The sequence below is a fragment of the Leifsonia sp. P73 genome, assembly GCF_051059105.1.
Taxonomy (GTDB): Bacteria; Actinomycetota; Actinomycetes; order Actinomycetales; family Microbacteriaceae; genus Leifsonia.
In genome coordinates, this window is sequence record NZ_CP194931.1 from 1,451,334 (window position 1) to 1,475,087 (window position 23,754).

Below are 23,754 nucleotides of genomic sequence, written 5' to 3' on the forward strand. Positions count from 1 at the left end.
CGTTACATGGGATTTACACGCGCCGCCCAGATCCGGCGGTATCCGGGCCGAAACGATCGAAAATGATCAGTAGACAGATCTAACGCTCATAAGCAATCATTGTCCTGACCGAATCAACGGCGAACAGGAGCGAGCAGTGACGGACATCCCCCTCGGAGTGCACATGGAGGCCGAGCTGCGATCGCAGCCGGAGACCTGGGCTCGCGCGGCCGCACTCCGGGAGGAACAGGCCCTGCTCCCCGCGTCCGGCGAGCGCATCGCGGTCGTCGGTTGCGGCACGTCCTGGTTCATGGCCCAGTCGTACGCCGTGCTGCGCGAGTCTGCCGGCCACGGCCTCACCGACGCGTACGCGGCCTCGGAGGCCGTCGTGGATCGGGACTACGACGCGATCGTCGCGATCAGCCGCTCGGGCACGACGACGGAGGTCATCGAGCTGGTCGACGGCCTGCGCGGCCGCTCGCGCCGGCCGCGGACCATCGCGGTCGTCGGCGCGGCGGGAACGCCGTTGCCCGACCTCGTGGACGACACGGTGCTACTGCCCTTCGCCGACGAGACCTCCGTCGTCCAGACGCGCTTCGCGACGACGGCTCTGGCCCTGATGCGCGCCTCCCTCGGCCACGACCTGGACGCCGCCATCGAGCAGGCCGCCGCCGCGATCGACGAAGACCTGGACGACGCACTCCTGTCAGCCGACCAGTACAGCTTCCTCGGCGCCGGCTGGACCATCGGCCTCGCGCACGAGGCCGCCCTCAAGATGCGCGAGGCGTCGCAGTCGTGGACGGAGTCCTACCCGGCGAAGGAGTACCGGCACGGCCCGATCGCGATCGCGGCTCCCGGCCGGGTCACCTGGATGCTGGGCGATGCCCCGGCAGGGCTCGCCCAGGACGTCGCCGCCACCGGCGCGCGCTACGAGGACGCGCCGATCGACGGGCTGGCCGACCTCGTCCGCGCGCAGCGCGTCGCTCTGGAGCGCGCCCGGCGCGCGGGACTCGACCCCGACCGTCCCCGAAACCTGACCCGCTCTGTCATCCTGACCTCGTGAACGCGCACGCTGCCGCCGACGACAGGCTCGGCTCCGGGGCCGCGGTGCTCGCCTTCGACGTCGGCGGCACCGATCTGAAGGCCGCACTGGTGGACTCCGCCGGCCGCATCGTCGAGCTGATCCGCTGCCCCACCCCGCTCGACGGCGAGCGCACCGGCGAGGCCGTCGTCGCCGCGACCGCGGAGCTGGCCGCCGGGTTCCGGCGCGCGCATCCCGAGGTGGTCCCCGTCGCGGCGGGCCTGGTCGTCCCCGGGCACGTGGACGAGGAGACCGGCGTCGGCGTGTTCTCGGAGAACCTCGGCTGGCGGGACTTCCCGTTCCGCGACCGCGCGACGGAGGCGTACGGGATGCCGGTGTCGTTCAGTCACGACGTGCGCGCCGCGGGCGAGGCCGAGTACCGGCTGGGTGCCGCCGCGGGCTTCCGTGACGTCGTCGTGATGGCGATCGGCACCGGGATCGCGGGCGCCATCTTCATCGACGGCACGCTGTTCACCGGCGGCGGAATGGCAGGCGAGATGGGCCACTCCCGGGTCGCGGACGGCCCCGACTGCGCATGCGGCGGCCGCGGCTGCCTGGAGGCCGTGGCCTCGGCCGCGGCGATCGCGCGCCGGTACACGGCGATCAGCGGCGTCCCGGTGGCCGGGTCGCGGGAGGTGCTGGAGCGGGCGCGCTCCGGCGATCCCGCTGCGCAGCGCATCTGGGACTCCGCCCTCGACGCCCTCGCGCTCGACCTGTCGCACACCGTCGCGCTGCTCGCCCCCGAAGCCGTCGTGATCGGCGGAGGGCTCGCGCAGGCCGGCGACGAGCTCTTCGTGCCGCTGGCCCAGCGCCTCGACGCGATCCTCACCTTCCACCGGCGACCGCAGCTGATCCCGGCGCGCATCGGCGAGAACGCGGGCGTGATCGGCGCTGCCCTGCGGGCGCGGGAGGTCCCCGCCCCGGCGGCCGACGCCCTGAAAGCCGTCCGATGATCCTCACCGTCACCCCGAATCCCGCGATCGACCTCACCTATCGCGTCGCCGCGCTGGAGCCCGGCGAGACGCACCGGGTCGCGCCTCCTGCGGCGCGCGCGGGCGGCAAGGGCCTCAACGTCGCCCGGGTGATCGCGCAGACCGGCGGAGCGTCGTTCATCCTGACGACGGCGGGCGGAGCCTCCGGGCTGCGCCTGGCCGACGACCTGGAGGCGAGCGGCCTGCCGTCCGAGCTGATCCCTGTGGCCGCGCCGACGCGCAGCAGCGTCGCGATCGTGGACGAGGGCTCCGGCGTCGCGACGATCCTCAACGAGACCGGCGCCGCCTCTCCCCCGCCGAGTGGACCGCGCTGCGGGAGGCCGTCGAGCGCCTCGCCGTTCCGGCCACCGCGGTCGTCGGGTCCGGCAGCCTGCCGCCTGGCGCGCCAGAGGGCTTCTACGCCGACCTCGTGGAGGTCGCCACGCGGCGCGGCATCCCGAGCGTCGTCGACGCGAGCGGGACCGCGCTGCTCGCCGCCGCCGAGGCCGGAGCCGACGTGCTCAAGCCCAACCGGCGCGAGCTGGCCGACACGGTCGGCTCGGACGACCCGGTCGCCGGCGCCCGCGTGCTGCTCGCCGCCGGCGCCGGGCTGGTGCTCGTCTCGCTGGGCGCCGACGGAATGCTCGCGGTCGGCGAGAGCCGGACCTGGTCCGCCCGGCTGCCCCGGCCCCTCGCCGGCAACGCGACCGGTGCGGGAGACGCGGCCGTCGCCGCCCTCGCGACGGCGCTGGCCGCCGGCATCACCGATCCCGCCGTCCTCGTCCGCCGGGCCACCGCCTGGTCGGCCGCCGCCGTCGTCGCCCCGCTGGCGGGCGAGCTCGACCCCGCCTACCCGGAGTACGAGGCACGCCTCGTGACCTCCTGAACCGACTCGACCCCGGAGCCCCGCATGCCTCTCGTCCCCACGCTCGACCTCCTGCACGGAGCGGTCGCCGCGCGCACCGGCGTCGCCGCCTTCAACGTCATCCACCTGGAGACCGCGGAGGCGCTGGTGTCGGCCGCCGAGGAGACCCGCCGCCCCGTCATCCTGCAGATCTCGCAGAACTGCGCCGACTACCACGGCGGCCTCGACCCGATCGCGCGGGGCACGCTCGCCCTCGCCGCGGACTCGTCCGCCCACGTCGCCGTCCACCTCGACCACGCGGAGGACGCCGCGCTGACGCGGCAGGCCGTCGACCTCGGCTTCGGCTCGGTCATGTTCGACGGGTCGACGCTCCCCTACGACGACAACGTGGCCGCGACCGTGCGGGTCGTCGAGTACGCGCACGCCAACGAGGTCTCCGTGGAGGCCGAGCTCGGCGAGATCGGCGGGAAGGACGGCGCGCACGCGCCCGGCGCCCGCACCGACCCCGTGGAGGCCCGCCGGTTCGTGACCGAGACGGGCGTCGACGCGCTGGCCGTCGCCGTCGGCAGCTCGCACGCGATGACCGAGCGGAACGCCCGGCTCGACCTCGACCTCATCGCCTCGCTCCGACACGCCGTGCACGTTCCGCTGGTCCTGCACGGCTCCAGCGGGGTCGCGGATGAGACGATCGAGGCGGCGATCCGCTCCGGCATCACCAAGGTCAACGTCTCCACCCACCTGAACCGCTTCTTCACCGACGCGATCCGCGCCTACCTGCGCGCGAATCCGGAGGTCGTGGACTCCCGGCGGTACGTGCGGGAGGGGCGTGCGGCCGTGGCGGCGGAGGCGGCGCGCCTGATGACCCTGTTCGACGTCGCCGCCGGCGCGGCGAGCGGAACGGAGACTGCACAGCGATGAACAGAGCGGAACGGCTGAACGCCGTCCTCGACCTCCTGGCCGAGTCGGGCCAGGTGGAGGTCGAGGACATCGTGGCCAAGCTCGACGTGTCCGCGGCGACGGCGCGGCGCGACCTGGACGCCCTGGCGTCGCAGCAGCTGCTGACGCGCACCCGCGGCGGAGCGGTCGGCCAGTCGGTCGCCTACGACCTCCCGATCCGCTACAAGCGCGAGCAGCACGCGCCCGAGAAGCTGCGGATCGCGCAGGCGGCGAGCGCGCTCGTGCCGCGCGGAGCGGTCGTCGGTCTCTGCGGCGGCACGACGAGCACCGCGGTGGCGACCGTGCTCGGGTCGCGGCCCGACCTCATGGAGCCGTCGCCGCATCCCAACCTCACCGTGGTCACCAACGCCATCAACATCGCCGCCCAGCTGGTGATGCGCCCGCAGATCAAGACGGTCGTCACCGGCGGCGTCGTGCACGCGCGCTCGTACGAGCTGGTCGGCCCGTACAGCGACGTCGTGCTGGAGAAGATCACGATGGACATCGCCTTCATCGGCGTCAACGGGATCGACCCGCTCGTCGGCGCGACCGTGCACGACGAGGGCGAGGCGAGCGTCAACTCGCTCATGGCCCGCCGGGCGACCAGGGCCGTCGTCGTCGCGGACTCCAGCAAGATCGGCCGCAAGGCCTTCGCGACCCTCGGCGGCCCCAAGCTGCTGACCACACTCATCACCGACGACGGCATCACGGCCGAGCAGCGGGCGGCGTTCGTGGAGGCCGGCTTCGAGGTCATCGTCGCGTGAGCCGGCACGTCATCCACTCCGCCCGTCTCGTCGACGACGGCCGCACGACCCGCGACGCCTGGGTGCTGTTCGACGGCGAGCGCGTCGCCGCGACCGGCGTCGGCGAAGACTGGGTCGCGGCGGTCGCGGGCGAGCCCTCCGCCGTCGTCACGGACGCCCGCGGTGGCTGGCTGACCCCCGGCTTCATCGACCTGCACGGCCACGGCGGCGGCGGGGCGGCGTTCGACGACGGCGCCGACGCGATCCGCACGGCGATGGCCCTGCACCAGCGCCACGGCACGACGCGCTTCGTGGTCTCGCTGGTGACGGCGACGGTCCCCGAGCTGGCCGAGCGCGTGCGCGGCGTGGCAGCGCTGGCGGCGGACGACCCGCGCGTCCTCGGCTCGCACCTGGAAGGCCCCTTCCTCGACGTCGCGCACAAGGGCGCGCACGACCCGGCCCTGCTGCGCTCGGCGACGCCCGCCGACATCGAGCTGCTGCTCGACGCCGCGGGCGGCACCCTCCGCCAGGTCACCCTCGCACCCGAGCTGCCCGGCGGCATGGACGCGGTGCGCGCCTTCTCCGCGGCCGGCGTCGCCGTCGCGGTCGGCCACACCGGCGCGGACTACGACCAGACCCGCACCGCGTTCGACGCCGGCGCCACGATCCTGACGCATGCCTTCAACGGCATGGACGGCATCCACCACCGCGCGCCCGGCCCGGTCGCGGCCGCGACGCGCACGGCGGGGGTGACCGTGGAGGTCATCAACGACGGCATCCACGTGCACCCCGAGGTGGTCCGGATGGCGTTCGCCTCCGCTCCGGGCCGCGTCGCGCTGATCACGGACGCCATGGCGGCGGCCGGCGAGGCCGACGGCGACTACCTGCTGGGAACCCTCCGCGTGGAGGTGCGCGACGGTGTCGCCCGCCTGGCCGGGGGCGGCTCGATCGCCGGCTCGACGCTGACCCAGGACGACGCGCTGCGCCGCGCGGTGCGCGAGGTCGGCGTCACCGTCGAGGAGGCCGTCCGCGCGCTCACCGAGACGCCCGCGGCCGCGATCGGGCGCGGCGCCGACCTGGGCCGCCTCGCGCCGGGGTACGCGGCGGACGCCGTGCTGCTGGACGACGACTTCCGGGTGCTGCAGGTGTGGACGGCGGGAGCGCCCGTTCCGCGCTAGGACCGGGAACGCCTCACCCGCGCGGGCCGCTACCCTGGACGGATGGACTCCGCCCCCGCGACCGTCACCTCCAACCACTGGGTGCTGACCTTCAGCTGCGCCGACCGTCCCGGCATCGTCCACGCCGTCTCCGGCGCGATCGTGGCCGCCCGCGGCAACATCACCGAGAGCCAGCAGTTCGCGAGCACGGACACCGGGCGCTTCTTCATGCGCCTGCAGGTGGAGTCCGCGGCCGACCGCGCCGAGTTCGAGCGCGCGCTCGCGCCCGTCGTGGAGCGGTTCGGGATGACCCACCGCGTCGACAACGTCGGCCGCCCGCTCCGCACGCTCGTGCTGGTGTCCACCGCGGCGCACTGCCTCAACGACCTGCTGTTCCGCCAGCGTGCGGGCCAGCTCCCGGTCGAGATCCCGCTCGTGCTGTCCAACCACGCCGCGCTCGGCGACCTCGCCGGCTTCTACGGCGTCCCGTTCGAGTCGCAGCAGGTGACCGACCCCGAGTCGAAGGCCGCGTTCGAGGCGCGCGTCCTGGAGGCCGTCGCGGAGCACGACATCGAACTGGTCGTGCTCGCGCGCTACATGCAGATCCTCTCCCCCGCGCTGTGCGAGAAGCTCGCCGGCCGGGCGATCAACATCCACCACTCGTTCCTGCCCGGCTTCAAGGGCGCCAATCCCTACCGCCAGGCCCACGCCCGCGGCGTCAAGCTGATCGGCGCCACCGCGCACTTCGTCACCAGCGACCTGGACGAGGGGCCGATCATCGAGCAGAACGTCGTGCGCGTCGACCACACCCGCAGCGTCCAGGAGTTGGTCGCTATCGGCCAGGACGAGGAGTCGCGCACCCTCACGCAGGCGGTCAAGTGGTTCGCGGAGGACCGCGTGCTGCTCGACGGCGCGCGCACCATCATCTTCCGCTGAGCGGGATCCGGCGCTCAGCCACGGCCGACCCGGATCGGTAGACTGGGCCGGTGACCTCCACGCACGACCAGCAGGCCCCGATCAAAGTCGGGCCCAATGACATCCTCCGCTTCGTGCTGGAGCTGTTCGCCATCGTCTCACTGGGCATCTGGGGCTTCGCCGCGTGGCCGCTGCCGTGGAACATCGTCGTCGGCATCGGCGCTCCCGTGCTGGCGATCCTGCTGTGGGCGCTGTTCCGCTCCCCCAAGGCCGTGCTCCACGTCGACGCGTTCGTGAAGGCGCTCGTGGAGATCGTCGTGATGGGCTGCGCCGCCTTCGCCTGGTGGAGCCTGGGGCAGCCGATCGTCGCGCTGGTGTTCGCGGTCGTGGCGACCGTGAGCGGCGTGATCAACGGGCGGCGCGAGTTCGCATGACCGGCGTCGTCGTCCATGACGCCCGCAAAGTGGATGCGAGCGGACGGGTCGACGAGTTCTGGCTGGTCGCCGACGGCGACACGATCGTCGCGACCGGCTCCGGCACGGGCTGGCACGAGGCCGCCCGCGTCCCCGGCCGCGAGGTGATCGACGCCGGCGGTCACTGGCTGACGCCCGGATTCATCGACCTGCACTGCCACGGCGGCGGCGGCCACCCGTACGACGACGGCCCGGAGGAGATGCTCGCGGCCCTCGCGACGCACCGCGCCCACGGCACGACCCGCGCGCTCGTCTCGCACGTCGCGAACCCGCTGGCCTCTCTGCGCGAGAGCCTCCGAGTCGTGGCCGACCTGACGAGAGTCGACCCGATGGTGCTCGGCTCGCACCTGGAAGGGCCGTTCCTGGCCCGCGAGCGGCGCGGCGCGCACGACGACGCCTTCCTGCGCGATCCCGGCCCGGAGATGGTGGAGGAGCTGATCGGCGCCGCCCGCGGCACCCTCCGCACCGCGACCATCGCGCCCGAGCTGCCCAACGCCCTGGAGGCGATCGGCGTGCTCATCGAAGCCGGCGTCGTCGTCGGCATCGGCCACACCGCAGCCGACTACGAGCAGGCGAAACGGGCGTTCGAGGTCGGCGCGCGGCTGCTGGTGCACGCGTTCAACGCGATGAACGGCATCCACCACCGCGCGCCCGGCCCGGTCATGGCGGCGATCGAGAACCCGGAGGTGACACTGGAGCTCATCCTCGACGGCCTGCACGTGCACCCGTCGGTGGCGGGTCTGCTGTTCCGGGAGGCGCCGGGGCGGGTGGCCCTGGTCACCGACGCGATGGCCGCGGCCGGCGCGACGGACGGCGACTACCGCCTGGGCGGCCTGAACGTCAGCGTCCGCGACGGCCTGGCCGTGCTCTCCGGCACCACCACGATCGCGGGATCGACCCTCACCCAGGACGCCGCCCTCCGCAACGCGATCACCCGCGTGGGCCTCGACCCGGTGACGGCGGTCACCGCGCTCACCGCGACCCCGCGAAGGCGCTCGGCGAGTCCCGCCTCGGCCGCCTCCACGCCGGCTACGCCGCCGACGCGGTCCTCCTCGACCACGACTGGCACGTCCAGCAGGTCCTGGCCGCCGGCAGACTCCTCTAGCCCCTGTTACAGCTTCTGCCAGGCGGGCTTGTGGTCGTAGGCGTAGCGGTAGTAGTCGATGTTGCGGAGCTTCGAAGCGGCGGCCTCGTCCACGAGCACGGTGACGTGGGGGTGGAGCTGGATGGCCGAGCCGGGGTTGGAGGCCGACACCGGGCCCTCCACCGCACCGGCCAGCGCCTCCGCCTTGCCCTCGCCGAAGGCCAGCAGCAGCAGGTGCCGCGCCTTCAGGATGGTCGAGAGCCCCTGGGTGATGCAGTGCATGGGCACGTCGTCCTCGCTGGCGAAGAACCGGGCGTTGTCGCGTCGGGTCTGCTCGGTCAGCGTCTTCACCCGCGTGACGGAGGCGAACGAGGACCCCGGTTCGTTGAAGCCGATGTGGCCGTCGGTGCCGATGCCGAGCAATTGCACGTCCACCCCGCCGGACTCCGCGATCGCCTTCTCGTAGTCGGCTCCGGCGTGCTCGATCGTCGCGAGGGCGCCGTTCGGGACGTGGATGAGGGCGGGGGTGAGGCCCAGCGGCTCCACGACCTCGCGGGTGATGACCGAACGGTAGGACTCCGGGTGGCCGGCGGGCAGGCCGACGTACTCGTCCAGCGCGTAGCCGCGCACGTGGGAGACATCGGTTCCGGCCTGCGCGACCCGGCGGGCCAGCGCCCGGTACACCGGCAGCGGGGTGGACCCGGTCGCCAGGCCCAGCACCGCGTCGGGCTTGGCGGCGATCAGCGCCTGGATGGACTCCGCCGCGAGCTCGCCCGCCGCGTCCTTGTCCGCCACCACCACGACTTCAGCCATCTGCTCCTCCAACGAGCGCCGCACCCAACGCGGCAACGGGTGTTCCTTCGGGAACGAGGCGCACCCGCCGGGACAGCGCGAGCGACGCGAGGAACGGGGACGTCTCCGCCCATCCGTCGAGCACCTCGTGGACGTCACGCAGCAGCCGGTCCCCGAGATGACTCAGGCCGCCGCCGATCACCACGGTGTCGACGTCGACGGTCAGCACGAGGACCCGCACCGCTGCGGCGATGCCCTCCGCAAGCCTAGCGGCGATCGCCTTCGCCTCGCGGTCGCCGTCCGCCGCCGCCGCGAACAGCGCGCGTGCCGGGAGCGGGTCGTCCGTGCGCCACTGCCGGGCGATGCCGGAGCCGCTCGCGACGGTCTCCAGGCAGCCGCGCTGACCGCAGCCGCAGAGCGCGCCGGCCGGGTCGACCGGGAGGTGCCCGATCTCGCCCGCGACGCCGGACGCGCCGCGCCAGAGCCGGCCGTCCACGACGACGCCGGCGGCCATCCCCGTACCGAGGTTGAGGTACGCCATCGAGCCGTCGAGGCCGAGCAGATGGAAGGCGCCGAGCGCTGCCGCCTTCACGTCGTTCTCGACGCGCACGCCGACGCCCAGCCGCCCGGCCAGCTCGCCGCCGAGCGCGAGCCGCTCGACACCCAGATTGACCGCGTGCGCGACGTGCCCGGAGGCGCTGTCCACCATCCCGGGGATGCCGATGCCGATGGAGGTGAAGCCGCCCGCCGGCAGCCCGGTGAGCTCGCCGATCCTGGCGACCGCGGCGACGGCGGTCTCCACGACCGCGGCGTGACCGAACCCGGTCGCCAGCCGGACCCGCTGCGCCAGCCCGCCCAGGTCGTCGACCGCGACGGCGTCGGTCTTGGTGCCGCCGATGTCGATGCCGAGCCTCACGGGGTGCGCCCCTGTTCCCCGTCGAGCAGCTCGATCAGCGAGCGCCCGACGAGCCGGGAGGCGCCGAAGGTCGCGATGTCCGCGTAGCGGCGGTCGTCGCTCGGCCACCCCATGTCCACCACGAGCACGTCCCGCTCGGCGCGCAGCCGGTCGATCGCCGCGCGGGCGAAGGCGTGCCGGTGGTTGTCCTTGCCGACCACGAGCACCGGGGACTGCGCGGCGAGCACGAGGTCGGGATGGTCGCCCTCGGTGAACACCACCAGCGGGTTGGCCGCGAAGGCCGACGTCGCCCCGTCCGTCTCCGCCGCGACCTCCGCGAACGGGCCCCACGGCGCCTCGCCGATCGCGATGTTCGCCACGGTGTCGACCCGGACGACGGAGTACCGGCCGTGGTGGGACCGCAGCCACGACGACGCGTGCTCGGAGATGTCGAACGCCTCCGCGACGCGACGCACGTCGGCGGGGTCGAGGACCCCGGCTCCGCGCGACGCGGCCTCGTGCGCGGCGCGGTCCGCCCGCACCGCCCCGGCGAGCGCGAGCACGCGCCCGGCGGCCTGCTCGATCCGGGCCGCGGATACGCGTCCCTCCGCGACCGCCGCGACGATCGCGTCCTCGATCTCGGCGAGCTGCGCGTCGGTGTTCTCGGTCCCGATGCAGAGCAGGTCGCAGCCCGCCGCGAGCGCCAGCACCGCCGCCTGCGGGATGCCGCGCTCCCCGCTCGCGCCGTGCATGTCGAGCGCGTCGGTGACGACGACGCCGCCGAAGCCCAGCTCGCCGCGGAGGAGGCCCTCCACGATGGTGCGGCTGAAGGTCGCAGGCAGCTCCGGGTCGATCCGTGGCAGCAGGATGTGCGAGGTCATCACCGTGCGCGCGCCCGCGTCGATGACGGCGCGGAACGGCTCCAGCTCGCGCTCGCGCAACTCCTCCAGCGTCAGCTCGACGACCGGCAGCTCCAGGTGCGAGTCGGCCGCCGTGTCGCCGTGGCCCGGGAAGTGCTTGGCGCACACCGCGACGCCGGCGGACTGGAGGCCGCGCGTCCAGGCGGCGCCCTGCTCGGCGACCACCGCGGGCAGCGAGCCGAAGCTGCGCACCCCGATCACCGGGTTGTCCGCGTTGGAGTTGATGTCGACGTCCGGCGCGAAGTCGAGGTTCACGCCGGCGGCGTGGAGCTCCTCCCCACCCGGCGCGCGATGCCCTCGGTGTACGCGTCGTCGCCGAGCCGGCCGAGGACCGCGTTACCGGGGTAGGGCGAGCCCGTCTCGTAGTACAGCCGGGTGACGTCGCCGCCCTCCTCGTCGATCGCGACGATGGCGTCGGGATTCGCAGCGTAGATCGCGTCCGTCAGCGCGCGCAGCTGCACCACGGACTCCACGTTCTGGCCGAACACGCACACCCCGCCGAGGCCGTTCCGCAGGCGCTCCTCCAGCCACGCGGGCAGCGTGGTCCCCAGGAATCCGGGGAGGAGCGTCGCCGCGATGCTGCGACGGAGGGCGGTGTCGGTCGCGCTGGGCTGGGTGACCGACATCCCGCTCACCCCTTGACCGCCCCGCTGACCAGCCCGCTGGTCATGCGGCCCTGGACGAGGAGGAAGAAGATGATGACCGGCACCGCCACCAGCGTGGAGGCCGCCATCACCTGTCCCCAGTCGGTCGCCCGCGACGCGGACTGCTGGATGAAGCCGCGCAGCCAGAGCGGCAGCGTCTGGCTGCTGTTCTCCTGCAGGATGACCAGCGCCACCGTGAACTCGTTCCAGGCCTGCAGGAAGGCGTAGACGCCCGAGGCGACGAGACCCGGCGCGAGCAGCGGGAAGGTGATGCGCAGGAAGGCCTGCGTGCGGCTCAGCCCGTCCACCATCGCGGCCTCTTCGAGGTCGGCCGGGATGCCGGCGACGAAGCCGCGCAGCATCCAGATCGTGAACGGCACGACGGCCGCGATGTAGATGATGCTGACGCCGATCACCGTGTTCAGGAGGCCGAGCGAGCCCATCAGCTTGTACTGCGCGATGAACAGGCCCTCGGCGGGCAGCATCTGGATGAGCAGCACGGCCAGCACGAACGACGTCCGCCCGCGGAACTTGAACCGGCTGATGGCGAGCGCCGCGAGGAAGGCGAAGGCCAGGCAGAACACGACGGTGACGAGCGCGACGACCACGCTCATCCCGAGCGCCGGGAAGAACGTCCCGCCGTTGACGACGGCCGAGAAATTGTCGAACGAGCCCCCGAACGGCAGCCAGGTCGGGGTGGAGCTCTGCAGCACGACGTTCGGCAGCAGCGACGAGTTGAGCATCCAGTAGACCGGGAAGACCCAGATCAGCCCGAGTACCACGGCCAGGACACCGAGGAGGATGCGGCCGGGGCGGACCTTCTGCTTCAGCTTGCGGTCGCCGGCGACGGTGGTCATGACTGGTCCTCCTTGAGCAGGTGGCGGACGTAGAACCAGCTCAGGGCGATGGTCAGGATGAGGACGAACACCGAGACGGCGCTGGCCATCGCGAAGTCGCTCGATCCGACGCCGAGCTGGTAGATGTAGGTGCCGAGCAGGTTGGTCTCGCTCGCGATGGAGCCCTTGTCCTGCAGCAGCTTGATCTGGGTGAACACCCGCAGGTCCCAGATGATCTGCAGCAGCAGAACGATCCCGAGCACCGGGCGGATCATCGGCAGGATGATGTACCGCAGTCGCTGGGGGCCCTTGGCGCCGTCCACCTGCGCGGCCTCCAGCACCTCCGTGGAGACCTGTGTGAGCCCGGCGTAGACCGAGAACGCCACGAACGGCACGCTCATCCAGGTGACGATGACACCGGCGACGAAGAAGAACGAGAGCGGGTTCTGCAGCCAGTTGTGGTTCTGGAAGTCCAGCCCCCAGGAGGTCAGGACGTTGTTGATCACGCCGCGGCGCCAGTCGAACAGCCAGTTCCAGACGGTCATCGCGGCGACGACGGGCATGGCCCAGGCGAGCAGGAGCGTGATCTGGAGGAAGATCCGCGGGAAGCGCGAGATGCCCGTCATCAGGAGGGCGAGGCCGACGCCGATCACGACGGTGACGCCCGCGGTGACGAGGCAGAAGACGATGGAGCGGCCGACGACGACCCACATGTACGGGTCGGAGAACAGCGTGATGTAGTTGTCGAACCAGACGAACGGCGCGGGCCGGCCGAACTGCTGGGCGAGCCCGAAGTGCTGCATCGACGTGATGAGCTGCCAGACGATCGGGTAGCCGAGCGCGAGGAGCAGGATGAGGATGGCCGGCAGCAGCAGGGCGTAGGGGGTGAGCCGGCCTCGGCGCTTACGCGGCGCGGACGGAGCGGGTGCGCTCGCGGTCGGCGCGGCGGTCACGGGTTCGCGGGTGGTCGTCACGGCGGTCCTCCTTCCGGGTTGGGTAGTCAAGAGTCTGGGGCAGGAGCGAGGGCGCGGAAGGGTGGTGCTGCTTCCGCGCCCTCGCCTGCTGGTGTTTCTCGGTGTTGCTCGGTGGAGCCGATCAGCCGTTCTTCACATTGAGGAGGGCGTTGATCTTGGTGTCGTACTGCTGGGCCAGGCCCTTCAGGTCGGACGAGTCGCGGATCTTGGAGAAGAACTCCTCCATCACGTTGGCCGCCTCGACACCGGCCCAGCCCGGAGCGGCCGGGGTCAGCTTCGAGTTGGAGGCCGACGCGATGAGCGCCTTCGCGAACTGGTCGTCGCCGAGCGAGGACATGTAGTCCGAGTTCGCCGGGCCCAGGCCGTTCTTGCCGAGCATCTCCTGGTACTCCTTGCTGAAGATGATCTTCAGCAGCGTCTTGGACAGGCCCGGGTTCTTGGACTTGGCCGAGATGCCGATGTTGGAGCCTCCGGCGAAGACCGGAGCGGGCTTCCTGTCGTTGCCCGGCAGCACGTAGGTGCCGAAGGTGTTGTCGTTCCAGGTGCGGACCGCCTTGCCGTCCTTGGTGGACAGGTCGCCGATCGACCAGTGCGCCCAGCCCGGAGCCATGATGGTGGCGGCGGCCAGCGAGGTGTCACCGGTCTTGTTGCCGTTGGCGTCCACCGTCTGGTCGGTGTCGTTCAGGTAGATGTACTGGTTCGAGTCCTTGGCGTCGTTCGGGGCCTTGGACGCGTTCTTGTAGATGTCCTGCAGCTGCTGGAGGCCCTTCAGCGAGTTCGCCGAGTCGAGCGTGGCGACCCACTTGGAGCCTTCCTTCTTGGCGATGTCACCGCCGTTCGCGAAGATCCAGGAGATGCCGTCGCGCCAGTCCTGACCGCCGAGGAAGAAGCCGGAGAAGTTCGGGATCCCCTTCGGGTTCTTGGCCGTGATGTCGGCGACGGTGCTGTTGAACTGGTCGAGCGTGGTCGGCACCGAGGCCCCGGCCGCGTTGTAGACGTCCTTGCGGTAGAACATGTAGCGCGAGCCGAAGTAGTACGGCAGCGTGTAGTTCTTGCCGTCGACCTTGCCGGCCTCGACGAAGGACGGGAGCAGCTTGTCGCCGCCGAGGTCCTTGTACATGTCCGAGATGTCGAGGAACGCGCCGACATTGGTGAAGGTCGGCGACTGGGTGTTGCCCATCTCCGTCACGTCCGGCGTGTTGTTCGCGTCCGGCAGCGAGGTGGTGAGCTTGGTGACGATGTCTCCCCAGTCCTGCTGCTCGATCTTGAGCGTCGCCCCGGTCTCCTTGTTGAACTCGGTCTTCAGGTAGTTGCGCAGCGCGTCAGGGGTGTCGGAGCCGACGAGCCACAGGGTGACCGTCTTGCCCTTCCCATCGGTGCTCGGAGCCTGGGCTCCGCCAGAGGCGCATCCGGCGAGCACGAGAGCGGAAGCTGTAGCCACAGCGGCGAGGCCGACGAGCTTTCTCTTCATTGCTGTTCCCTTCATTCGTTCGGGCTTTCTTGAGTGGGTCAGTGTGTGCGGTCGCATCACACCGTCGGTGCAGGGGTCGTGGAGTTGCACGGTGCTGTGTTACGAGACCCCGAGTTGTCCGGAGAGGACGAGTACGGCCGCGCCGCGCAGGACGATGTCCTGCCCCTGCGTGGTCATCCGGACCGCGAGGTCGGCGTGGTTCTCCGCCATCGTCCGGTTCCGGAGCGTGTGGATGGTCGCCTCGGCGAGGGGGCCATCGAGCAGATCGGTCGGGCCGCTCAGCACGAGCTCCGACAGGTTGAGGGCGCCGACGACCGGCGCCAGGGCGATGCCGAGCCGCTGGCCCGCCTCGCGGAGGACCGGGGTGGCGTCGCGCCCTGCGGCCTCGGCCTCCCGGATGCCGCGCCGGAGCTGCGGCACGCTGAGCCAGTGCTCCAGCACCTGCTCCCGGGTGTAGGTGGCGTCCAGCCCGAGGTCGGTGCCGACCATGACCTGGCCGATCTCGCCCGCGGCGAAGTGGCTGCCGTAGACGAGCGTGCCGGCGATGATGAGGCCGGCGCCGATGCCGTGGCCGACGCGGATGAGCATCATATCGCCGGTGGCACCGCCGTAGCTGTGCTCGGCGAGCACGGCCGCGTTGGCGTCGTTCGCGACGACGACGGGGAGGCCGGTCAGCCGGTGCAGCTCGTCCTGCAGCCGCACGTCCGTCCAGCCGAGGTTGGGCGCGGTGAGGATGGTGCCGCTGAGGTCGACGACGCCGGGCGAGCCGACGCCGACCCCCAGGATCGGGGCGGTGGCCGCGCCGACGAGCTGCTGCACGAGCGCGCGGACCTTGGCGAGCGCGGCCTCGCCGGTGGCGGGCTCCCCGTCGCCGTCTTCGAGCGGGACCTCCGCCTCGGCGAGCAGCTCGCCGTCGAGGTCCATGACCGCGCCGCGGAAGCGGTCGTGGTCGCTGAGGTCGACGCCGACGATCTGGTGGGCCGTCCGGTTGATGTCGAGCAGCACGGCGGGCTTGCCCGGCCGGGCGGACTCCCGCTGCCCGAGCTCCACCACCAGACCTTCGGCCAGCAGCTCGGCGACGAGGTCGGAGACGGTCACGCGGGTCAGCCCGGTCTCCCGGGCGAGGTCCGCTCGGCTGCGCTGTCCGGAGCGGTAGAGGGTCTGGAGGACGAGCGAGCGGTTGTGGCTGCGGGCGTGCTCCGGGAGGACCTTGGAGCGCGGACGAAGCGCCCTGCCGGGGCCGAGGCCTCCCGCGCTGCCGAGCACATCCGTCGTGGTCATGTTTGTTAGTAAAGCTTACGAACAAAAGAAATGCAAGCAGCGAAATGAACTTGTTACACGGAGAATCCGGCTACCCGTCGACGTGGACGAAACGAGCGAGCGGCTCATCCGCCCGGACGAGGTAGGTGGAGAGCATCCGGCCGAGCCCGGGGCCGAGGTCCCGGGCGTTGTGCGGTGTGTCCGGCGGGATCAGGAATCCGTCGCCCGCATGCAGGAGGAGGGTCTCGCGATCCTGGATCCGCATCTCCACGGTGCCCTCCACGATGTAGCCGACCTCCTCCCCTGGATGCACGTGCCATCCGGACTCCACGCCCTCGGGGATCTCCGTGAGCACCTGGACGATCTCACGTCCCGGGATCGAAGCGGGTGCGCGCTGCACCTCGGTGCGTTTCAGCCTCCCCGCCAGCTCGTCGGCCGGGACGTCGTCGCCGGGCATCAGCCGACCGCGCGCAGTGCCGCGAGGATGACGTCCGCCACGCGCCGCGGCTGGGACAGCATCACCAGATGCGAGCCCTCCACCTCGGTGATGTCGGCCCCGGCATGCTGCGCCATCCGCAGGACGACGTCCGCCCCCGCGGCCTTGTCGCCGGTGGCGACGACCGCCCACGACGGGAGGCTCTTCCAGGCCGGCACGCCGTTCCGCTCGTCGAAGGCCGACGCTGCGACCGGACGCTGCGAGGCGCCGAGAACAGCGGCCTGCGCGGCAGGGAGGTCCCCGGCGAACACCTGCGGGAAGTCCGCTGCGGCGACGTACAGCTCCACCGCGGTCTCGTCGCCCGTCCCGACCGGATAGTTCCGCTGCACCAGGGCCGACGCCAGCGCGCTGTCGCGCGAGGTGCCCTCGATCTCGCCGAGGGTCTGCCCTTCGTCCGGCGCGAACGCCGCCACGTAGACGAGCCCTTTCACGTTCCCGAGACCGGTGGCGGCGTTCGTGATCACCGCGCCGCCGTAGGAGTGCCCCACCGCGAGCACCGGTCCGTCGATCTGCCCGATCACGCTCCGGATGTACGCCGAATCCGATTCGATGCCCCGCAGCGGATTCGACGGCGCGAGAACCGTCACGCCTTCCGCCTGCAGCACCTCGGTGAGTGCCGCCCAACTGCCCGCGTCCGCGAACGCCCCGTGCACCAGCACCACCGTGGCGCCGGCGTCGTCGCCTTCTGTCATCGTGTCACCTCGTCACACGCGCGACCCAGCGTGATTGCTCGCCGACGGGTCGCCGCTGAACGCCCGCCGGTGCCGGAAACCGGACGATGGCAGGAGTGTACGTCCGCGGACGGCACGCTGGCAGGGCCTCGTTCGCGCGGGAAGCTACACTCCACCTCGTGACCGACTCCTCCCCCGCCCCCGCCCGCACCCCCTTCGCCCTCACCGGCTCCCGCGCCCTGGTGACCGCCGCCAGCCGCGGCCTCGGCCGGGAGATCGCCCTCGAACTCGCCGGCCAGGGCGCCGACGTCGTACTCGGCGTGCGCGACCCCGACGGCTCGGCCGACCTGGTGGCGGAGCTGGAGGCGTTCGGCGTGACGGCGCGGGCGATCCGCATGGACGTGCTCGACCTGGCGGCCAGCCGCGCCGCCATCGACGAGGTCACCGCCGGGCTCGGCCCGATCGACATCCTGGTGAACAACGCGGGCGGCGGGGTCAACGCGCCCGCGATCGATGTCACCGAGGAGGACTTCGAGCGCGTCTGGCAGCTCAACACGCGGTCCACGTTCTTCCTCGCGCAGCACGTCGCGAAGAGCATGCGCGCGAACGGCGGCGGCGCGATCGTCAACGTCGCGTCGCAGGCCGGGCTGGTCGCCCTCCCCCTGGAGTCGTCCTACTGCACGGCGAAGGCCGCGGTCATCCACCTCACCCGCTGCCTCGCGGTCGAGTGGGGCGGCTATGGCATCCGCGTGAACGCCGTGGCCCCCACCTTCATCGAGACGGACGGCACCGCCGACGCGCTCTCCGACGACGCGTTCCGGGCCGACACGATCGAGCGCATCGCAGCACTGCACCGCATCGGGGTGCCGCGGGAGGTGTCGGGGGCGGTGGCGTTCCTGGCGTCGCCCGCCGCGTCGCTCATCACCGGGCAGACCCTGGCGATCGACGGCGGCTGGACCGCCCGCTGAACACCATCCCGGTTAACGATTCGTGCCGAATGTCGCCTCCAGCACCGCCAGAGTCGACATTCGGCACGAATGAGGGGTGGGTGGTTACGCCACGCGCGCCTTCAGGTTCTCGCTGATCGCGTCCAGGAACTGCTCCGTCGTCAGGTACTCCTGCTCCGGCCCGACCAGGAGGGCGAGGTCCTTGGTCATCTTGCCCTCCTCGACCGTCTTCACCACGACGTCCTCGAGCGTGTGGGTGAAGTCGATCAGGTCCTGGTTGCCGTCGAGCTTGCCGCGGTGCGCGAGGCCGCGCGTCCAGGCGAAGATCGAGGCGATCGGGTTGGTGGAGGTCGGCTTGCCCTGCTGGTACTGGCGGTAGTGGCGCGTCACCGTGCCGTGGGCGGCCTCCGCCTCGACGACCGAGCCGTCCGGGGTGGTCAGCACGGAGGTCATCAGGCCGAGCGAGCCGAAGCCCTGCGCGACCGTGTCGGACTGCACGTCGCCGTCGTAGTTCTTGCACGCCCAGACGTAGCCGCCCTCCCACTTGAGGCTGGAGGCGACCATGTCGTCGATCAGGCGGTGCTCGTAGGTGAGGCCGGCCGCGTCGAACTTCTCCTTGTACTCGGTGTCGAAGACCTCCTGGAACAGGTCCTTGAACCGGCCGTCGTAGGCCTTGAGGATGGTGTTCTTGGTCGACAGGTAGACCGGGTACTGGCGGTCGAGGCCGTAGTTGAACGACGCGCGGGCGAAGTCGCGGATGGACTCGTCCTGGTTGTACATGCCCATCGCGACGCCAGCGCCCGGAGCCTGGTAGATCTCGAACGACTGGGCCTCGCCGCCGTCGGCCGGCTGGAAGCTCATGGTCAGCGTGCCGGGGCCGTCGAAGGTGAAGTCGGTGGCGCGGTACTGGTCGCCGAAGGCGTGACGGCCGATGACGATCGGCTTGTTCCAGCCCGGGACCAGCCGCGGGATGTTGGAGATGATGATCGGCTCGCGGAACACGACGCCGCCGAGGATGTTGCGGATCGTGCCGTTCGGGCTCTTCCACATCTTCTTGAGGCCGAACTCCTCGACGCGGGCCTCGTCCGGGGTGATGGTCGCGCACTTGACGCCGACGCCGTGCTTCTGGATGGCGTGCGCCGCGTCGATCGTGATCTGGTCGTCGGTCTCGTCGCGCTTCTGGATGCCGAGGTCGTAGTACTCGAGGTTCACGTCGAGGTACGGGTGGATGAGGGAGTCCTTGATCGCCTTCCAGATGATGCGCGTCATCTCGTCGCCGTCGAGCTCGACGACCGTTCCTTCAACCTTGATCTTGTCCACTGGTTCTCCTGAGGTCTGTGCCGTTTTTCAGCCGGAGACAGCTTACCCGAGTCCGGTAACTATCTTGACATCGAGACAGTTTTGTCAGCGTCCCGTCAGCCGCACCCGGCCGACTATGCGCGGGTCGCCTCGCACGTTACCCTTTCGTTATGGCTGAGTTGAGACTGGAAGAGTTGAGCGCGAAGACCGTCGTCGCGGCGAACGCGCTGTCGTTGAAGCCCGGCCAGGAGCAGTTCATCGCTCCGGTGTCGTACTCGGCCGCCGCCGCGGTCGCCGACCCGTCGACGTCGTGGCAGCGCGTCGTCCTCGACGGCGACGACGTCGTCGGCTTCATCATGGGCGACTTCAACCCCTACGCCGAGCACGACGAGTTCAAGGCCATCCTCTGGCGCATCAACGTGGACGCCGACGACCAGGGCCGCGGCATCGGCACCTTCGCGGTCAAGGCCCTCGCGGCCGAGGCGCGCGACCGCGGCGTCACCCGGCTCCACGTGATCTGGGAGTCCGGCGAGCTCGGCCCGGAGCAGTTCTTCCTGCGCACCGGCTTCAAGCCGATCGGAGAGACGCAGTACGGCGAGACCATCGGTGCCCTCGACCTTTGAGCCGGCGTCCGGCGACCCGGCGTCCGGCGACCCGGCGGCCGACGACTTCGCCTCGCGCGTGCTCGCGGTCGTGGACAGCATCCCGCCCGGCCGGGTCATGACCTACGGCGACGTCGCCGCAGCGCTGGGATCGCGCGCCGCGCGGATGGTCGGCCAGGTCATGGCGTACTCCGGCGGCGACGTCCCGTGGTGGCGCGTCGTGCGCGCGAGCGGGCATCCGCCGGCGAACCACGAGCACATCGCGCTGGAGCACTACCGCGCCGAGGGGACGCCCCTGCTCGGCGGGGGAGGTCGCCGTACCGCGTGGATCTGAGGCGCGCACGGCACGACGCACGCTGAGATCATCCTCCCGATCGATGCAAGCGCTCAGCTTCATGGTGTTGACTGGACGGGTCTGTCCATGTGAACCCGTCCAGGAGCGTCCGTGCCCCGTACCCGTCGACTCGGCCTCGCCGTCGCCTCCGTCCCCCTCGTCGCCGCCCTCACCGGGTGCTCGGTCGTGTCGGCGTTCACCCCGCACGTCGATCCCTCGATCTACGACACGGCCAAGGACTTCAACGCCGCGGACACCACGCGCATCGGCTCGCCCTCGTTCGTCCCGGCCGACGCGACCGTGATCCGGGTCGACTACGACACGCAGAGCCGGGAGGCGATCATGACCTTCACCTCGCCGACGCTGCTCGCGAAGGACGTCTGCAAGCTGACGAACGTCGCCCCGCCCAAGCCGACCATCCAGGACAGCTGGTGGCCGATCTCCGGCATCCCCGCGAACGCGTCCTACTCGTGCCCGGGAGGCTGGAGCGCCTTCACCATCGCGACGCAGGTGTACGCGGTCCGGCCCGCCTCCGCCAGCAACGCCAAGTGACCGCCCGCTGACCGTTCGCGGTCAGGGCCGGCTGCCCTCGGCCACCTGAGCGGGGAGCACGAGCTCCACGATCGTCCCGAGCCCGGCGACCGAGCGCACCTCGACGTGCCCGCCGACGGTCTCCACCCGGTCGCGCAGCCCCTCCAGGCCGCCGCCCGGCTCGATGCGCGCTCCCCCGCGACCGTCGTCCTTCACGGTCACGGTCACGGCGTCGCCGTCGTCGTCGCGGGCGACGAGCACCGAGCAGGTTCGGGCCCCGGCGTGCTTGGCGGCGTTCGCCAGGCACTCCGAGACGCAGTAGTAGATCGTCTCCTCGACCACCTCCGGGAGCCGCTCGGCCGGCTCGACGCGCACCTCGACCGGGATGACGCTGCGCTGCGCGAGCTCCTCCAGCGCCGAGCGCAGGTCGCCGTCGGTCAGCACGGTCGGGTGGATGCCGCGCGCGAGCTCGCGGAGCTCCCTGAGCGCGTCGGCGAGCTGCGCCGACGCCTTCTCCAGGTCGCCGACGAGCTCCGCCTGGCCCGCGGCGCCGGCCTTCGTCGCGGCGATGCGGAGGCCGATGGCCAGCGACACGAGCTGCTGCTGCGAGCCGTCGTGCAGGTCTCGCTCCAGCCGCCGCCGGGCGAGGTAGCCCTCCTCGACGATGCGCAGGCGCGACTCGCGGAGCTCCTGGATGGTCTGCTCCAGGCGGCCGCGCAGCCGGTCGTTGTCCACCGACAGCAGCAGCGCGGAGGACACCGCGTCGAGCAGCCGGTCGTCCTGACCGAGGGCCACGTCGTGCTCGATCAGGGCGATCGGGCCCTGATCCGAGTCGATCGCCATCGTCGACCGGCCGGGCCGCTCCGGTCTGTCGCCGTCCGGCATCGCGTCCCCGTCACTCGTGCGATAGGCGCGACGGTGCTCGTCCCACCAGAACACGCGGAGCGAGTGATCGTGCAGGGTGCGCGCGAGGCTGGACTCCCAGAGCGCCCTGTCCACCTTGTCGCGCGCGACGATGACCAGGTCCGCTACGCGCGACCGCAGTCCGCGCGCGTAGAACACGCCGCCCACGAACGCCGGCGGGATGAGCGCGATCGCGATCGGCGGGACGAACTCCAGCCCGCCGCTGTCCCAGCCGAGGGCGAAGCTCACCGAGTCCTGCACCGTGCCGTAGCACCACAGCAGCAGCGCGAGCGGCATCACGAACGACACCCGCCTGGCCGGGAGGGAGCTCGTGACCCAGCGCACCGCCAGCCTCCCCGCCACCGTCAGCAGCAGCACCACGCCGACGATGCGCCACGCGACCCCGAGCCAGTAGTCCGCGTCCGGGCTCGGCAGGATGGCGTACGGGTTCGCCACGCAGCCGCAGTCCGCAGGCGCGGGCGAGGAGAACAGCAGGATGCCGAGGAACCGCACCAGGAACGCGCCGCTCAGGGTGTACGCCACGACCCGGTCGAAGCGCGACACCAGGTGGCCGCCGGGATACGTGAGCACCAGGATGCCGACCAGCACCGCCCACAGGTCGGTCACGCCCTCCACCAGCGGCCACAGCCAGCCGATGTCGCGGGTGAGCGGGTACCAGGCGCCCGCCGCCCAGAAGAACGCGGCGCCGACCATCAGCCAGCCGGGCGCCGGGCTGCGGATCGCGCGCCAGGCGATGACGGCGCACACGACGTAGTCCAGCGCGACCGCGACGAACACGACGGCCCAGCCGATGCCCTGCGGCCGCGGGCCGTAGTCGCCGGTCACCGCGCTGAGCACCTGCGCCAGCACGTTGGCGGCGATCGTCACCGTGACGGCGGCGGCCCGCAGCCAGAGGCGCCCGGCCCCCATGGTCGCCTCAGGCGTCCCGGCCGAGGAAGCGCAGCACCGCGAGCACGCGCCGGTGGCCTTCGGTGGTCTCCTCGATGTCCAGCTTGGCCATGATGTGGCCGATGTGCGACTCGACCGTGCGGAGGCTGAGGTGCAGCGCTGCGGCGATGCCCGCGTTGGAGAGCCCCTCCGCCATCAGCCGGAGCACGTCGACCTCGCGCGAGGACAGCGACTCGACCGCGGCCTCCGTCGAGCGCGCGGCGACGAGCACCTGCACGACCTCCGGGTCGACGACCGACCCTCCCGCCGCGACGGTGCGCACGGCGTTCACCAGCGCGTCGGCGTCGGCGACGCGGTCCTTCAGCAGGTAGCCGGTGCCGCTGCCCGCGCTCATGGCGCGGATCGCGTACGCGGCCGTGGTGTACATCGAGAGCAGGAGGACGCCGACCTGCGACCCGGACGCGCGCAGCGTCTCCAGCGCGCGCAGGCCTTCGTCGGTGTGCGTCGGCGGCATCTTGATGTCGAGCACGACGGCGTCGACACGGTCGTCGTCCGCGAGCACGTCGAGCGCCTGCTCTGCCGTGTCCACCGACGCCACGACCTCCACGCCGCCCGCGCGCAGGATCTGCCCGATCCCCTCGCGGAGCAGCACAGCGTCATCGGCGACTGCGACCCGGAGCGGGCGGGTACCCGAGTTGTCTACCCCGACCACGCGCTTACCTTAGCAGGCTGCGAATCGCCTCACCGGTCAGTTCCGCCTTGGTGATGAAACCGTCCGCCCCGCTGTCGGACACGCGCGTCCCGTAGTCCCGCAGCGACCGGCTCGACGTGAGCACGACCCGGGCCCCGGTCTCGTGCATCGCGGGGACCAGGTCGAAGCCGTTGGCGTCGGGGAGGCCGATGTCCATCAGCACCACGTCCGGGGCGAGGGTACGGCTGAGCGCGACCCCGCTGGCGCCGGTCTCGGCGTCCCCGACGACGGAGAAGCGCTCCAGCGTGAGGAGCTCGGCCGCCTGGGCCCGGAACCGTGCGTGGTCGTCGACGATCACAACACGAAGGCACATGC

General features: G+C 71.6%; 26 protein-coding genes and 2 pseudogenes. 14 read left to right on the forward strand and 14 right to left on the reverse strand.

The window, feature by feature from the left end:
* Positions 1 to 136 precede the first annotated feature (136 nt).
* From ACQ86L_RS07360 to nagA (ACQ86L_RS07405), 10 genes and pseudogenes are all read left to right on the forward strand, one after another.
* On the forward strand, positions 137 to 1,042 hold the full coding sequence (locus tag ACQ86L_RS07360; RefSeq protein WP_434318311.1) for an SIS domain-containing protein: 906 nt from the start codon (positions 137 to 139) through the stop codon (positions 1,040 to 1,042).
* A complete protein-coding gene (locus tag ACQ86L_RS07365; RefSeq protein ID WP_434318312.1) occupies positions 1,039 to 2,013 on the forward strand; it encodes an ROK family protein in 975 nt (324 codons plus the stop codon). The genes ACQ86L_RS07360 and ACQ86L_RS07365 overlap by 4 nt, the downstream gene beginning before the upstream one ends.
* A pseudogene (locus ACQ86L_RS07370) lies at positions 2,010 to 2,282 on the forward strand (PfkB family carbohydrate kinase); the annotation flags it as partial. The gene ACQ86L_RS07365 and the pseudogene ACQ86L_RS07370, both read left to right, overlap by 4 nt.
* An 80-nt stretch (positions 2,283 to 2,362) precedes the next feature.
* Positions 2,363 to 2,917 carry a PfkB family carbohydrate kinase gene (locus ACQ86L_RS07375; protein ID WP_434318858.1) on the forward strand — a complete coding sequence of 185 codons (555 nt, stop codon included), beginning with the start codon at positions 2,363 to 2,365 and terminating at the stop codon, positions 2,915 to 2,917.
* A 24-nt stretch (positions 2,918 to 2,941) separates the two neighbouring features.
* A complete protein-coding gene (locus tag ACQ86L_RS07380) occupies positions 2,942 to 3,814 on the forward strand; it encodes a class II fructose-bisphosphate aldolase (protein ID WP_434318313.1) in 873 nt (290 codons plus the stop codon).
* Entirely contained in the window at positions 3,811 to 4,596 is a 786-nt protein-coding gene (locus ACQ86L_RS07385; protein ID WP_185276578.1) for a DeoR/GlpR family DNA-binding transcription regulator, read from the forward strand. The genes ACQ86L_RS07380 and ACQ86L_RS07385 overlap by 4 nt, the downstream gene beginning before the upstream one ends.
* Positions 4,593 to 5,753: an N-acetylglucosamine-6-phosphate deacetylase gene (nagA, locus tag ACQ86L_RS07390; protein WP_434318314.1), complete on the forward strand. Its 1,161-nt coding sequence runs from the start codon at positions 4,593 to 4,595 to the stop codon at positions 5,751 to 5,753. Before ACQ86L_RS07385 ends, nagA (ACQ86L_RS07390) begins: the two co-directional genes overlap by 4 nt.
* 42 nt (positions 5,754 to 5,795) lie before the next feature.
* On the forward strand, positions 5,796 to 6,668 hold the full coding sequence (gene purU / locus ACQ86L_RS07395; RefSeq protein WP_434318315.1) for a formyltetrahydrofolate deformylase: 873 nt from the start codon (positions 5,796 to 5,798) through the stop codon (positions 6,666 to 6,668).
* A gap of 50 nt (positions 6,669 to 6,718) precedes the next feature.
* Positions 6,719 to 7,081, forward strand: coding sequence for a YrdB family protein (locus tag ACQ86L_RS07400; RefSeq protein WP_434318316.1), 363 nt, complete (start codon positions 6,719 to 6,721; stop codon positions 7,079 to 7,081).
* Positions 7,078 to 8,225, forward strand: a pseudogene (gene nagA, locus ACQ86L_RS07405) (N-acetylglucosamine-6-phosphate deacetylase). Before ACQ86L_RS07400 ends, nagA (ACQ86L_RS07405) begins: the two are co-directional and overlap by 4 nt.
* Before the next feature lie 6 nt (positions 8,226 to 8,231).
* Here the strand turns inward: nagA (ACQ86L_RS07405) and ACQ86L_RS07410 are convergent.
* The 10 genes from ACQ86L_RS07410 to ACQ86L_RS07455 form a co-directional block, all read right to left on the reverse strand.
* Positions 8,232 to 9,017 carry a glucosamine-6-phosphate deaminase gene (locus ACQ86L_RS07410; RefSeq protein WP_434318317.1) on the reverse strand — a complete coding sequence of 262 codons (786 nt, stop codon included), beginning with the start codon at positions 9,015 to 9,017 and terminating at the stop codon, positions 8,232 to 8,234.
* Complete coding sequence (locus ACQ86L_RS07415) at positions 9,010 to 9,912, reverse strand: ROK family protein (protein WP_434318318.1); 903 nt, start codon at positions 9,910 to 9,912, stop codon at positions 9,010 to 9,012. Before ACQ86L_RS07415 ends, ACQ86L_RS07410 begins: the two co-directional genes overlap by 8 nt.
* Positions 9,909 to 11,066 carry a glycoside hydrolase family 3 N-terminal domain-containing protein gene (locus tag ACQ86L_RS07420; protein ID WP_434318319.1) on the reverse strand — a complete coding sequence of 386 codons (1,158 nt, stop codon included), beginning with the start codon at positions 11,064 to 11,066 and terminating at the stop codon, positions 9,909 to 9,911. Before ACQ86L_RS07420 ends, ACQ86L_RS07415 begins: the two co-directional genes overlap by 4 nt.
* The gene (locus ACQ86L_RS07425; RefSeq protein ID WP_434318320.1) at positions 11,063 to 11,437 is read right to left on the reverse strand and encodes a hypothetical protein; all 375 of its coding nucleotides are present in this window, start codon (positions 11,435 to 11,437) and stop codon (positions 11,063 to 11,065) included. Before ACQ86L_RS07425 ends, ACQ86L_RS07420 begins: the two co-directional genes overlap by 4 nt.
* A 5-nt stretch (positions 11,438 to 11,442) precedes the next feature.
* Entirely contained in the window at positions 11,443 to 12,312 is an 870-nt protein-coding gene (locus ACQ86L_RS07430; RefSeq protein WP_434318321.1) for a carbohydrate ABC transporter permease, read from the reverse strand.
* Positions 12,309 to 13,265, reverse strand: coding sequence for a carbohydrate ABC transporter permease (locus ACQ86L_RS07435; RefSeq protein WP_345834128.1), 957 nt, complete (start codon positions 13,263 to 13,265; stop codon positions 12,309 to 12,311). The genes ACQ86L_RS07430 and ACQ86L_RS07435 overlap by 4 nt, the downstream gene beginning before the upstream one ends.
* 121 nt (positions 13,266 to 13,386) lie before the next feature.
* Complete coding sequence (locus tag ACQ86L_RS07440; protein ID WP_434318322.1) at positions 13,387 to 14,736, reverse strand: extracellular solute-binding protein; 1,350 nt, start codon at positions 14,734 to 14,736, stop codon at positions 13,387 to 13,389.
* Positions 14,737 to 14,835: 99 nt separating this feature from the next.
* A complete protein-coding gene (locus ACQ86L_RS07445; protein WP_434318323.1) occupies positions 14,836 to 16,017 on the reverse strand; it encodes an ROK family transcriptional regulator in 1,182 nt (393 codons plus the stop codon).
* 70 nt (positions 16,018 to 16,087) lie between these two features.
* Positions 16,088 to 16,453, reverse strand: a complete 366-nt coding sequence (locus tag ACQ86L_RS07450) for a cupin domain-containing protein (protein ID WP_434318324.1) — start codon at positions 16,451 to 16,453, stop codon at positions 16,088 to 16,090.
* Complete coding sequence (locus ACQ86L_RS07455) at positions 16,453 to 17,184, reverse strand: alpha/beta fold hydrolase (protein ID WP_434318325.1); 732 nt, start codon at positions 17,182 to 17,184, stop codon at positions 16,453 to 16,455. Before ACQ86L_RS07455 ends, ACQ86L_RS07450 begins: the two co-directional genes overlap by 1 nt.
* A gap of 158 nt (positions 17,185 to 17,342) precedes the next feature.
* On the opposite strand from ACQ86L_RS07455, the gene ACQ86L_RS07460 reads away from it, so the two are divergent.
* Entirely contained in the window at positions 17,343 to 18,131 is a 789-nt protein-coding gene (locus ACQ86L_RS07460) for an SDR family NAD(P)-dependent oxidoreductase (RefSeq protein WP_434318326.1), read from the forward strand.
* 84 nt (positions 18,132 to 18,215) lie between these two features.
* Here the strand turns inward: ACQ86L_RS07460 and ACQ86L_RS07465 are convergent, their stop codons facing one another.
* Positions 18,216 to 19,430 carry an NADP-dependent isocitrate dehydrogenase gene (locus ACQ86L_RS07465; RefSeq protein WP_434318327.1) on the reverse strand — a complete coding sequence of 405 codons (1,215 nt, stop codon included), beginning with the start codon at positions 19,428 to 19,430 and terminating at the stop codon, positions 18,216 to 18,218.
* Between the two features lie 149 nt (positions 19,431 to 19,579).
* Here ACQ86L_RS07465 and ACQ86L_RS07470 point away from each other — a divergent pair, with 149 nt between their 5' ends.
* From ACQ86L_RS07470 to ACQ86L_RS07480, 3 genes are all read left to right on the forward strand, one after another.
* Positions 19,580 to 20,032 (forward strand): GNAT family N-acetyltransferase, encoded by a 453-nt coding sequence (locus ACQ86L_RS07470; RefSeq protein ID WP_434318328.1) that lies wholly within the window; start codon positions 19,580 to 19,582, stop codon positions 20,030 to 20,032.
* Positions 20,016 to 20,345 carry an MGMT family protein gene (locus ACQ86L_RS07475; protein ID WP_434318329.1) on the forward strand — a complete coding sequence of 110 codons (330 nt, stop codon included), beginning with the start codon at positions 20,016 to 20,018 and terminating at the stop codon, positions 20,343 to 20,345. Before ACQ86L_RS07470 ends, ACQ86L_RS07475 begins: the two co-directional genes overlap by 17 nt.
* Positions 20,346 to 20,456: 111 nt before the next feature.
* Positions 20,457 to 20,897, forward strand: a complete 441-nt coding sequence (locus tag ACQ86L_RS07480; RefSeq protein ID WP_434318330.1) for a hypothetical protein — start codon at positions 20,457 to 20,459, stop codon at positions 20,895 to 20,897.
* Positions 20,898 to 20,918: 21 nt separating this feature from the next.
* Here the strand turns inward: ACQ86L_RS07480 and ACQ86L_RS07485 are convergent, their stop codons facing one another.
* The 3 genes from ACQ86L_RS07485 to ACQ86L_RS07495 are packed head-to-tail and all read right to left on the reverse strand — an operon-like array spanning position 20,919 to position 23,752.
* A complete protein-coding gene (locus tag ACQ86L_RS07485; protein WP_434318331.1) occupies positions 20,919 to 22,709 on the reverse strand; it encodes a sensor histidine kinase in 1,791 nt (596 codons plus the stop codon).
* A gap of 7 nt (positions 22,710 to 22,716) precedes the next feature.
* Positions 22,717 to 23,400, reverse strand: coding sequence for a response regulator (locus tag ACQ86L_RS07490; protein WP_434318332.1), 684 nt, complete (start codon positions 23,398 to 23,400; stop codon positions 22,717 to 22,719).
* Between the two features lie 4 nt (positions 23,401 to 23,404).
* The gene (locus tag ACQ86L_RS07495) at positions 23,405 to 23,752 is read right to left on the reverse strand and encodes a response regulator (RefSeq protein ID WP_434318333.1); all 348 of its coding nucleotides are present in this window, start codon (positions 23,750 to 23,752) and stop codon (positions 23,405 to 23,407) included.
* Positions 23,753 to 23,754: the final 2 nt, after the last annotated feature.